We start from the raw sequence: 12,309 nt of genomic DNA, 5'->3' as shown, positions 1-12,309 counted from the left end.
CTATCTAGAGTACATTCCCAACATGACTTCCGCAATGTGATGTATGGCAGGGGAAGGACCTTCGAAGTGGAACACTTGCGAAGCGTCAATCATTCGCCCGATTCTGTCAATAGGCAGCGCGGGCGATTGATATTCCAATTCTGCGAAGTTTCCCAGCCTATTGCCGTCATGATAGATTTGCATACAAGAGCCAAGATATCGAGGGTTGTCGGGGGGATAATCGGGATACCTAGCGGCTGGATTGACGCTGAATTGGCGAACAACCAAGCTGCTCTGTGAACAATTCAACTGCCGAATGTATCCGTATCTCCCGGTCGAAGAGATAGCGTCGAATGAGAGCTTGAAGCTGTATTCGCCTCCACATTGAATGTAGGCGCCTTCGGGTAAGAGCTTGATATCTGTTGGTTCTCGTTCGGCGAACATTGTTAACGGAGTAACCGTGCCTCTGGTCGGTATTAGAGCAGTGCCATCAGCTGGAAGCTGCATAATACTCCAAAGGCTGCAATAGCCAGGGCTGGGCTCAGCCCTGGCTATTGATAGCGGTTCCAAGCGAAGATCAGTGACAACCTCGTAACCGACGTAACGAACGGAGCGGTTATTGAGGGGTGCTGCCGAATGATTCAAGTGAAGAGGATTTAAAAGCAATCGAAAATGTTTGTTCAGGTTGAGACCGACACGAGCATTGGCATTCTTGTGATGAAGCTCACATGTCATTCGGAGAGCAGCTTCCTCCGAGGAGTATTGCGTAACGTTCCAGCTCCCTGGATCTAGCTGAGTGGGGATGGCATATTGTCCGGCATCGTCTATAAAGTACTCAAGCTCGGGACTGATCCACGTTCGGTCGCCTCCCGCATTCCAGTGCCGTGAAGCAAATGCCTGCGGATTAGTCCAGAACGGAGCGTAGCTATTGCTGCGGGAAGCGGCTACATTGAGCACACGTCCTCCGCGGGTCAATAAAATAATGTGAGCCCCCTCGTCATTATGCAATACCGTGTAATCACAGTTCGCTTGCTGCAATTGCGATTCCAGTTTTGTAATCAACCTCAGACACCTCTCCCTTCATCGATTCGAGTCCTCGTAATTTACGTCGCAGCTACTCCATTTCAGTGCGTTCATCCGAGGTGAACTGGAAAGCTTTTGCTCCGCTCAAATGCAAGCGCAACTCCTCACTTATGCGGTCAAGATTGCCTGACGCAAGGCTGTCCAGCAAGGCTTGGTGATCCTGAACGATCGTGTCGCTGGCATAGTGACGGATATTTTTGATGAAATGAAGTTTGGTTTGGTTCTGAATGCTTCTCCAGGTCATCAGTACGGTTCGTTCTTGGGCCAGGCTAATCCAGGTATCGTGGAAGAGCATGTCCAATTCTACCAGCTCATCAAGATTAGCATCTTGATAGGAACGCTCCATTTGGTTAATGATTTGCTGCAGCTTTTCGATAAAGGCATCATCTATCTGTTTCAAATATTTGCGAGCGACAAACTCTTCCAAATGCATGCGAATTGGAATTAGTATATCCTTGACCTCATCCAGTGAAATATCAGCGACGACGGTTTCGCGGTAAGGATAGGAGATGAGAATGCCTTCACGTTCCAATTGACGTATCGCTTCCCTTACAGGGGCGCGGCTGACCCCCATTTGCTGCGAAATATCGCTTTCCTTCAACCGGCTGCCTGCCGGAATTTCACCTTTCAGTATCGCTGTACGAATGTCGTTTGTAATTTGTTCACGCAACGAGATGTTTTTTTGTTTTTTGAAAGTGAAGCCGTCCATCTAGAACCTCCTGTTAGGCAGATAAAGCAACTTTCGCCGAGGCGGATCTCGCTGCTTCTTTTTGTAAGAGTAGCTCTCATATTGTATTTTGTCAACAACATTACAGTGGAAGTGCCGATCGTCTTGTCTATTTTGTACAGGTACGGAGCATAATTTTTTATACTTAAATATTGTTGACAATATTCATCTGTGTATGATTAAATCAAATTACCATCAATTTTTGGAAGGAGAGAGGAGTATGAGAGTAGCTGCCATCGGAGCACATCCGGATGATGTGGAAGCGCTATGCGGCGGTACATTGGCGAAGTGTGCGGCAAGGGGCGACGAGGTTACTATTATTATTGCTACCAATGGCAATGTGGGCTCGCCTGTATTAAGTAAGGAGGAGATCGCCGCCATCCGTCATGAAGAAGCGAAGGCGGCTGCGGACCTGATCGGTGCGAAGCTGATATGGCTTGGATTTGACGATGAATTTCTGTTCCATGATCGTCCTACTCGGCTTGCTTTCATCAATGCCATTCGGCAGGCTTCACCCGACTTTATGTTCGTCCATGGGCCGAATGATTATCATCCTGACCATCGGATATGTGGCGAGATTGCCATCGATTGCCGAATTCCGGTTACAGTTCCGCTGATAGAAACAGAATATCCGGCCATGCAGAACATTCCACATGTGTTCATCATGGATAATCTGGGCTCAATCGGCTTTGAGCCGGAGATCTATGTCGATATTACAGATACGATTGATAAGAGAGGGCAAATGCTGAAATGCCATGCCAGCCAAGACGATTGGCTGAGACATATGTACGGAATGGACTATATCGAGTTTTTGGCGCGGCCTGCAGCCATGCGCGGGATGGCGATAGGGGTGCCTTATGCGGAAGCCTTCCGAAGCCTGCCGATGTATCCGGTCACCGGGGGACCGCATTTGCTTCCTTAGCTCTGCTGCAACCGATTAGTTGATAGGAGGGGAATCGCATGAAGGAGCAACAGCTCATCTGGGAGTGGACGGCAGCCAATGAAGTGCGGCAGCGCACGACGGAGCGTTCGCAGCTGCAGGCGGGGCAAGTCGAGATTGCCATCAGCTCTATTGGCATTTGCGGTACGGACTTGCATATTCTAAGCGGGGAAGCCGGCTTCAGCAATCCGCCGCTGCCGCTGGGGCATGAGCTTGCAGGTATCGTTACGCAGGTAGGCGAACATGCCGGGGATTGGAAGGTGGGCGATCGGGTCTGCATCGATCCGTTAATCGGTTGCGGAAGATGCCCCGCATGCCGTGCCGGCAATAAGCACCATTGCCCCCAAGGGGGAGAGATCGGGCTTCATTATGCGGGCGGATGGCAGCAGTATTTGATTGTACCGGCGGATAATATCTATCTTGTGCCTGATTCCGTAACGCTGGACGAAGCCTCACAGGCCGAGACGATCCATTGCTGCTTGGGAGCGGTTGATAAACTGCATATCCGGCTAGGAATGGCGGCGACAGTCGTCGGCGACGGACCGACCGGGCTCTATTTCGTCCAACTGCTCAAGGCGGCAGGGGCTTCACCGGTAACCCTTATTGGCATGCAGTCAAGTCGGCTGGCATTGGGAGAGCAATTGGGAGCGGATGTTATCGTGAACTTGTCTGAACCCGATGGGCAGAGCATGCCGGCAGCGGACACGCAGAGCATCGTCATTGAAGCTGCCGGAGAGGAGACGGCCTTGCGGACGGCAATCTCTCTGCTGGGCAAGGGCGGACAATTGCTCTTGTTCGGATTGCCCGCTGTCCCGGTTGCCGTCGATATTCAAAGCATTGTAATGAAGGAGCTGCGCTTGCTGGGTTCGACCAATGACCCGCACGTCTGGCCGCGCGTCCTGCAGATGATTGAATCCGGGGCGGTGCGGGTCGAACCGCTTATTACACAGCGCTATCACTTCGGGGAATTGGACGAGGCCCTCTCATTCGTTCGCAACAATCCGCAGCAAGCCATTAAGGTCATCGTCAATCTTGATCAATAGAATCTATATGAGGAGGCAGGAAGATGAAAATTACAGCCGTCAAAACACAAGCGATTAAAATTCCTTTTTTTAAAGGTGAAAAATGGTCTGGAGGAACGCGCTATAGCGCGCCTTCGCTTATTGTTCAGATCGAGACGGATGAAGGGCTGATCGGTATAGGGGAATCAGTAGGACCGACGATTCCGGTCATTGAAACGGTGGTCAACAAAGAATTCGCCCCATTCCTAATCGGCAGAGATCCGTTGGAGCTTGAGGGAATTCTCGCCCAGCTTGAGGAATATTGTGTGAACTGGAAGCAGATTGGCTATTACGGCATGGCAGGCATTGAGATGGCGCTGCTGGATTTGCGGGGAAAAATATTCAATACGCCTGTATACAATTTATTGGGAGGCAAATGCAAGTCCGAAGTGGAATTTAACGGGTATATATTCATTGATACTCCTGACAACAACGTTAAGGAAGCTGTGAAATTTGTTGAAAACGGTTATCGTGAGTTAAAGCTCAAAGTTGGCCGCGATATCGCGCTTGATACGGACCGGGTGCGGGCTGTGCGCGAAGCGGTAGGACCGGATATCAAAATCCGGATCGATGCCAATCAGAACTGGAGTGTGCCAACAGCCATCAAGGCGATTCGCAGCATGGAGAAGTATGGATTGCAGATGGTTGAGCAGCCAACCAGGTACCATGATATCGAGGGAATGGCGGCAGTGGCGAGAGCGGTAGACGTTCCCATCATTGCCGATGAAGGCTGTGCGACCTTCGAGGATGCGTTGCGGCTTATCGATCAACGGGCTTGCGCTTGTTTCTTGGTGTATCCATCAGAAGCGGGCGGCATATTGAAGGCGCGCCAAATTGTTGATCTTGCCAACCAAGCGGGCATCTGGTGTGTGACCGGCTCGTGGGCAGAGACGGGTATCGGAACGATGGGCAATATACATATGATTGCCTCTTCGCGCAACTTCCCGTTCGCCAATGATACACATTTGAATTTCATGCAGGGTGACATCCTGCAGGAGCAGATTGTATTTAATGAGGGGAAGGTAGCTGTGCCGGACCGTCCGGGCTTCGGATTTGATCTCGATTTGAACAAGCTTGATCAGTTCGGAAGAAATTTCGAACGCGAGATGGTCTTCTATGATGCGGAAGACCCTGATTTCCAACCCCGCACAGGCATTATATTGTAACCAATATACCTCCTTCATTTCCCAGTAGTGGAAGGAATGAAGGTATGGTTCATCGAAATCAGGTATATGGACTATGGGTGAGGAGGTTATACATGGATCTGATCGATCGGTTGTATCGCAAAATCAACGAGGCTCCTTTATCTCCGAAAGTGTTGTTGGCACGATCTTATGCGCAAGGTCACCAATTGCTCGAACAAATATGCAAGCGCCACGGAGCTGTCTGTAACGTAGAAGTGCAGACGCTTCGCGGCGTAGTGACGGCCAATGTGAAGGCTGAACTCTATCGCAGACAAATCAGCTTGCTCCATGAGGAGCAGGCTGTTTGGGTTGTCCGTCTGCTGATGAAGCAGTTGGCCGAGGAGAATCCGAAGAGTTATATTACGGAGGCCATGTTGCAACCCGGTATCGTAAGTAAAGTAAATTGTGCCCTATCCGATATGCGCTTGGCTGGAATTCGTTCTGACGAGGTGAATGCGGAGCATTTCACGAATGGGCTTAAAGGGGAATATTTGAAAAGACTGCTCGCAGCGTATGAAAGGTATCTGCAGGAAAACCGCCGGACAGATATCGCCGGGTTGATGGCATACTTGAAACCGGGAGCGGATAATAGCGTCTATTTGGCGTTTACACCAACAGGTTGGACGTGGGCGGAGCGGCAGATGATTCACAAGCTGGCGGATGGCCAACTCTGCTACCTTGATCCGGATGCTCCATTCCATGCCAACGAAGCGTTTTCAACCAATAGATGCAAGATGTTTCGCGCAGCAGGAAGTTTAGCGGAAGTGAGAGAGGGAATTCGCAGAATGCTGTCGGACCCCATAGCGCTTGATCGGATGGAAATCATTCTGTCTGACTATGAGCACTATGCACCTATTCTGTACTCGCATGTCGAAGCGCTGGGCATCGAATATACACTCTCGGACGGGCTGCCGCTCATCTATTGCGCTGCCGGAAAAGCGGCCACAGGTATACTGGATTGGGTGACAGAAGGCTTTCCGGTAAAGCGGCTTGCGGAATTGCTGCGGCACGGCCACATATTGTTCCCGGATGAACGCTGGTCCCGGTCAGAGTGGGTTCGCTTCCTGGAGAAGTCCAATATTGGATGGGGAAGGGACAGATATGTTGCGATGCTTCGCCCAGAACGCCTGACCGAGGAAGAGCGAGAGCAAGGCGCCGCGTTAAACCATTACATGAGAGATTGGTTGAATCAACTACCAGAAGGTCATGAATGGAATCCGCTTGATCTGCTAAGATGGGTGTCGCATGTCGTCCAAAACTATGTGCCGACGGGGTCACTGGATGATGCAAGTGTATGTGCGGCCCTGAAGGAGATGACTGTGCGTTACGCCACATGCCCGTCTGAACCTATGCCGATGGATTCAGTGATTCCGTATGTGAGAGAGATGCTAGCAGGCATTCGTATTCGCGTTACGGCAACACCGAGACCGGGAATGCTTCACGTAAGCTCTCTGCAAAATGGCGGCTGGAGCGGGAGAGAGCGGACGTGGATCGTAGGTGTGGATGAGAGAACCTGGCGTATATCCGCTGTGCAAGACCCTCTTCTCTTGGACCAAGAACGTATGGCGCTATCCAAGTCATTGGAGACTGTCCAGGAACGTGCAAAGCGTGTAAGAAGCGAGAGGGAGTCCCGCCTGTCTCAAATCCGGGGTGAAGTGTGGTTGAGTTATGCTTCTTATGATGTAGGCGAGCATAAGAGTCAAGGTTCCGCATTCCAATTGCTGCAAGTTCTACGGCTGCAGGCGGGAGATGAATCACTGGACTTCGGAGCATTAGAGCAAGCATTAGGCGAACCTTACCGTGTCATGGATATCGCGCATGCAGCCGAGCTTACCGCTCCAATGGACGGAATCGATTCGTGGGCTGGGCTGCTGCAGGAACCTGGCGACAAGCGCAAGGATGGATGGCAGATCATGCTTGAGAGCTATCCTGATCTTGCTGCAGGTTATCGCGCTCATGCCTTGCGTCAAGGCGAGAAGCTCACAGCGTATGACGGTTGGTTGGCCATTGATGCCGGTGCAATACCTACTGGTTTGGAAGCGGTTCAACAGCAGGATATCATTAGCGTCAGTCAACTAGAGACCTATGCGAGTTGCGGGTTGCACTATTATTTTTTTTATCTATTAAAGCTTCGTCCGAAGGATGTCGCAGAATTTGATCGCAGCCGATGGCTACAAGCGGGGGATAGAGGCACTTTACTGCATGACGTTTTCAGAAGGTATCTGGAGGACGTTACGGATAATGGGACGAAGCCGGCCAGGCACGACAGAAGCCGCTTGGTTGACGGCATGGAGACGGTCATCGAGGAATATGCGGTAGCCGTCCCTGCTCCCAATGATCATGTGTTCGCTAAGGAATGCGAGGAAATCCGGCGAGATGTGGAAGTCTTCTACCGCAATGAAGTCGACAATAGAGATCAACCGCTCTTCTTCGAATTGGCGCTCGCGACGCCTGATGGAGAGCCGATGGAGATACAGCTGTCCGATGATATTCGTTATAAGTTGAGAGGCTTCGTCGACCGGGTCGATCGGATCGGGCCACACGAGTATCGAATTATTGATTATAAGACGGGCAGCAGGAGCAAGTACAACGATTCGGATTATTTCAGCGGCGGAACGCAGCTGCAGCTTGCGATGTATGCCATCGCTGTAGAGCAGTGGCTTCGCGATACGGGGGTGGACCCCGAAGCCCGGGTGACGGAGGCGGAATACGTCTTCCCCACAGAGCGTGGGCGCGGCGAGAAGGTTAGACGCATTCAGAATCGAAGAGACGAATTGGCTGTCATCGTTGCGAAGCTGCTGGCATCTCGGAATAGCGGCATCTACGTCCCGGCCAAGGATGCGATGACATGCCGGTGGTGCCATTACCAGGCTGTATGCGGATCTCATGCGGAGTGGATGGCGGGCAAGCGCGATTCGTCTCTGAACGCAGATACACTTGGCAAATTGCTGGAGGTGGAGAGAATTGGCTGAATCGCCTATCTTATCGGCGCCTGCCGATCAGGCAGACCGCGATCGGATACTGACAGATTTAGAGACAACGTTGCTCGTGGAGGCTGGGGCCGGATCAGGTAAAACGACTAGTCTGGTCGGCAGGCTTCTTGCGTTGATCGAATCCGGTGTCAGCGTCGGCGAGATCGCCGCCATTACGTTCACCAATAAAGCGGCAGACGATATGAAAGAGCGCTTCCGATTGGCATTGGAGAAAGCTTATCGGAGATCATCGGGTGCTTCCATCGTTCGTGAGCGATTGTCGAAGGCGCTGGAGAATCTCGATCTTGCCTTTATCGGAACGATCCATTCGTTCTGCGGGTCGCTACTGCGCGAGCGTCCGATTGAAGCAGGCCTGGACCCTTCATTTGAAGAAATGGATGAAGAAAGCGATGCGCAATTCCGCGCGAGCTGTTGGGACGATTACATGGCTGACCTGGATGAGGAAGCACGATTCCAACTGGAGGAATTATTGGCGCTGCGCGTGGATGTGAACACCCTTCGGGACGTGTTCCACCGCGTGTCTATGTTCACGGATGTTGCACTTCCTTGCGAGGAGCGGGAGCTGCCTGATTGTGATCGCATTCGGGATACGCTGTTCCCCATGCTTGATGCCGCAGAGCCCTATATGCCAACAGTCGAGCCTGAGAAAGGCTGGGATACGGTTCAGCGACTGGTCAGGCAGACGCGTCAGAAGCTGCGGTATATCGACAAGGCGAATGATATGCATATTCTTGAGATGGCCAAGGCGTTCGACCGAAAGCTCGACGTGACGTTGAATCGATGGACATCCAAAGTGCATGCAAGCGAGATGAAGAAGCTCTTCTTCGATTGGCAGATCAACGTTTTGGCGCCATTCCTTCAGCAATGGCGTAAATATATGTATCCGAAGCTGATCGCCTTCGTGCGGCCTGCGCTTGCCCATTACGAGGCGCGCCGATATGCTGCGGGAAAGCTGAATTTCCAAGACTTGCTCATGGAAGCCGCCAAGCTTATGCGTGACAATCGTGAAGTAAGAGCGTACTTCGCCAAGCGATACCAGCGGCTGCTTGTCGATGAATTCCAGGATACCGATCCCATTCAAGCTGAGCTGATGTTTCTGCTTACTGGGAATGCTGACGCTGGTGTATTCCAGAGGAATTGGCGGGAGCTTACGCCTCGGCCGGGCTCCCTGTTCGTGGTGGGGGATCCGAAGCAGTCGATCTATCGATTCCGCAGGGCGGATATTTCCATCTATAATGAAGTGAAAGCTCGCATAGAGGCGTGCGGCGCCGTATTGCGCCTGTCGGCCAATTTCCGCTCCGTACGTTCCATCGGGGACTTCATCAATGGTCAGTTTGTCGGCAAGCTGCCGTCTTCGGAGACGGAATATCAGGCTGCATTCGTAAAGATGGAGACGCGTGCGTACCATTCCAGAGGCGGTCGCAAGACACCGCATGGCATCTACGTGCTTAACTATCCCAAGCTGCCGGGAGGCAAAGCTGCAGTCGCAGGGATCGATGCGGAGCAGATCGCAGCCTATATCTCGTGGGCGTGCAGCCATGGCAATTTGCAAATAATAGATCGTGACGGTGCAGGACGGAATGCGGTTCCAAGTGATTTTCTGATTCTGACGAAAACAAGAGAGTTCATCCACCTGTACGCAGAACAGTTGGATAGGCACGGCATTCCGGCTGATACGTCGGGCAGTACAACCGTCTACGAGGAGCTGCTGGCACTGCTGCAGCTGGCACGGTATTTAGAGGATTCCAGCGATAAACCGGCCTTGCTCGCGGTTCTTCGGGGCATGCTGTTCGGGTTGAGCGATCGGCAGTTATGGGCTTATAAGCAGGAAGGGCTCTCGTTCTCGTTATTTGACTTGCCACAGTTGGAGTCCTGCAGAGAAGAGGCCAAGGCAGTTGTTCCGGTGCTGGGCAAGCTTCAGACGTACAAGGGGTGGGTTCGCACGTTAAGCGCGGCGACTGCGTTCAGTGAGATCGTGAATGATCTCGGCATTCTACCCTACGTGTCGACGCTGCCTGCAGGCTCAGTTCGAGCGGGGACATTGGTGAAAATGTTGCAGCTCATACATGGAGATTCATTAGCGAGTGCTAGCTGGGCAGAATTATGTCGATTGATCGAGCAAATGCTTGCAGAGCGGGGAATGGAGACATCGAGCCTGTACGCTGGCGGCAACCAAGCCGTTCGAATAATGAATCTGCATAAGGCCAAGGGACTCGAAGCTCCGGTCGTGTTCCTGGCTTGTCCCTGCGGGGAGTCGGATCACGATGCGACGCAGTATATTGATCGTTCCGCAGATCCGGCGGCAGGTTACTTCACGATAAGCAGAACAATCGGCGCGTTCAAGCAGGAAGTGATCGCGCAACCTACAGGCTGGGGAGAGATGAACGAGCGAGAGCGAGCTTTCTCCAACGCTGAGAAGGATCGGCTGCTGTATGTCGCCGCCACACGTCCGAAGCAGATGCTGGTTATCAGCCTGTATCCGGATCAGCCGGCGAAGTGCCCTTGGACACCGCTCGTAGAGGGAATGGATCTGGCACGCGAGCTTGATGTGCCGGAGATGAAGCCGGAGAAGAAGACGGCGTTGACGGCAGGGCCAGATTTGCAAAATGTGGTGGAAGCGCGAAAACAGACATTGGATGCAATTGGCACGCCGACGTATGCCGTTCTATCCATTACCGGCCAGACGAAAGCTATCTGCGATCGGCCGGCATGGTCCGCGGAAGGCAAAGGCATAGCATTCGGCAACGTCGTACATCGTGCGATTGAGCGGCTGGGCAAGAGGATGGCGGAGTCATCTGAACTTGCGGATACGGTACGCTTTCTGGCGGATGAGGAAGGCTTGGCTGTGGATCATATAAGTGAAGCTGTTAACGTCATTGAGGGTATACTGGGCGGCGAGCTTTGGCAGCGCAGTCTGCACGCGCGCCGCCGGTTGTTCGAGGTGCCGATGATGCTGCACAAGAAGCCTGGCGAAGACAACGAGTTGCAATGTTATACGCGGGGCGTTATTGACTTCCTCTTCGAGGAGGAAGATGGTTGGGTCATTGTTGACTTTAAGACGGACAGTGTGACGGAAGAGACGCTGCAGTCCTTTATTGATTTCTATCGGCCGCAGGTGCAGGCTTATGCTTCGGAATGGGAGCGGACTTTCGGCTACAAGGTGAAAGAAGCCGGCTTGTATTTTACCCAATTGGGGCGGTATGAACAGATATAGAGTGTTTAATTAGAAGCGTCATTGTTTATCCACGGCGATGCGGATCGCGCTATTCCCTATTGCAACAGCAGGAACATGTACGAGACGCATCGCGACGTTTTTCGATTTTGGCGAGTTGCGAACGCAGGCCGTGTTGGGTCCTACCGACGACATAAGGAAGCTTATGCGAAGCGGATCATTCAATTTTTCGAAGAGTTAGTCGTCCAAGACAACGGGCTTGATCAGGTCAAATTACCAATGAGGGAAGCGCAAGGCGTATCAAAATGAGAGCCGCTTCGTAAAATCGGTATGTCTAGTGCTGTACCGCTCTGGAAGGTCTCGGGGCAAATAGCCGATTCAATGCGATGCGCGCACACCAAAGCGAGAAAAGAACAAACAGCAGTGACCAGATGAACGCCGGGACTGCGGTCGCTTGACTCAAGCTGGCCGCGTCGCCCGCTTCTGAGGGGGTAACGACGGACAGATACAGCAGGATGAACGGTGTGACCAACGCTTCCACCAGACACAAGAATGCGATGAGCAAATAATATCCCTTCTGCACCCATCCGGGCAGCAGCAGCACAATTCCCGTCAGCAGCACGAAGCCTGCGCTCCAGAGTATGCCGTAATCATTGCGGATAAACAATGCCAACGCGGCTGCGGCTGTGACGGCAATGACCGCAAGGCCCGACTTGACGCTCCCCCGTACATACAGCGCGAAAAGCCAAACAGCAAACAGCGAAGCCCCCGCATAACCCGCCGCTGCGATTGGAATAACTCTCCATCCCGTTTCGAACGTCGTGTACGTCACACCGCTCTGATCGGGGTACAGGTGAATCTGCATGACACTTCCTCTCAGAACCAGTGCGGCCACGGCATGGGACAACTCATGCACAAGCGTATTGACGTTGCGGAAGAAAGAAGAGAAAGGGATAAATCGGGTCAGAATCAGCACCGCCGCCAGCATGAATCCCGTTCGCAGCCATCCGAACAATTAAGCCACATCCTTTCTGCATACTGATGAGTCTAACGCTATACGTGAAGCGGTGTGTTGTCAATAAACCGCCACATGAACAGCTTTTATATTCCTGCTTCTAATTTGAAAAACGGGCGCCGTCAGGATAAATACCTGAGACGCCCGTTAACTGG

The 12,309-nt window shown here is 52.3% G+C and carries 8 protein-coding genes; 5 read left to right on the top strand and 3 right to left on the bottom strand.

What is annotated here, in order from left to right; translation table 11 throughout:
• On the bottom strand, positions 1–1,041 hold the full coding sequence (locus ACFQ2I_RS07145; protein WP_377563128.1) for a DUF6786 family protein: 1,041 nt from the start codon (positions 1,039–1,041) through the stop codon (positions 1–3).
• A gap of 52 nt (positions 1,042–1,093) precedes the next feature.
• Positions 1,094–1,771, bottom strand: coding sequence for a GntR family transcriptional regulator (locus ACFQ2I_RS07140; RefSeq protein WP_377563126.1), 678 nt, complete (start codon positions 1,769–1,771; stop codon positions 1,094–1,096).
• 238 nt (positions 1,772–2,009) lie between these two features.
• Here ACFQ2I_RS07140 and ACFQ2I_RS07135 point away from each other — a divergent pair, with 238 nt between their 5' ends.
• From ACFQ2I_RS07135 to ACFQ2I_RS07115, 5 genes are all read left to right on the top strand, one after another.
• Positions 2,010–2,711 (top strand): PIG-L deacetylase family protein, encoded by a 702-nt coding sequence (locus ACFQ2I_RS07135; protein WP_377563124.1) that lies wholly within the window; start codon positions 2,010–2,012, stop codon positions 2,709–2,711.
• A gap of 38 nt (positions 2,712–2,749) precedes the next feature.
• Positions 2,750–3,772: a zinc-dependent alcohol dehydrogenase gene (locus tag ACFQ2I_RS07130; RefSeq protein ID WP_377563122.1), complete on the top strand. Its 1,023-nt coding sequence runs from the start codon at positions 2,750–2,752 to the stop codon at positions 3,770–3,772.
• Positions 3,773–3,795: 23 nt separating this feature from the next.
• Positions 3,796–4,956, top strand: a complete 1,161-nt coding sequence (locus ACFQ2I_RS07125) for a mandelate racemase/muconate lactonizing enzyme family protein (protein ID WP_377563119.1) — start codon at positions 3,796–3,798, stop codon at positions 4,954–4,956.
• Between the two features lie 92 nt (positions 4,957–5,048).
• Entirely contained in the window at positions 5,049–7,946 is a 2,898-nt protein-coding gene (locus tag ACFQ2I_RS07120; RefSeq protein ID WP_377563117.1) for a PD-(D/E)XK nuclease family protein, read from the top strand.
• A complete protein-coding gene (locus ACFQ2I_RS07115; RefSeq protein WP_377563115.1) occupies positions 7,939–11,181 on the top strand; it encodes a UvrD-helicase domain-containing protein in 3,243 nt (1,080 codons plus the stop codon). The genes ACFQ2I_RS07120 and ACFQ2I_RS07115 overlap by 8 nt, the downstream gene beginning before the upstream one ends.
• Positions 11,182–11,473: 292 nt before the next feature.
• On the opposite strand, the gene ACFQ2I_RS07110 is transcribed toward ACFQ2I_RS07115, so the two are convergent.
• Positions 11,474–12,154, bottom strand: coding sequence for a M50 family metallopeptidase (locus ACFQ2I_RS07110; RefSeq protein WP_377563113.1), 681 nt, complete (start codon positions 12,152–12,154; stop codon positions 11,474–11,476).
• Positions 12,155–12,309 lie beyond the last annotated feature (155 nt).

Origin of the sequence: Paenibacillus chungangensis (assembly GCF_042675905.1) — a bacterium.
Taxonomy (GTDB): Bacteria; Bacillota; Bacilli; order Paenibacillales; family Paenibacillaceae; genus Pristimantibacillus; species Pristimantibacillus chungangensis.
This window is presented reverse-complemented; position numbering and strand designations above follow the sequence as displayed.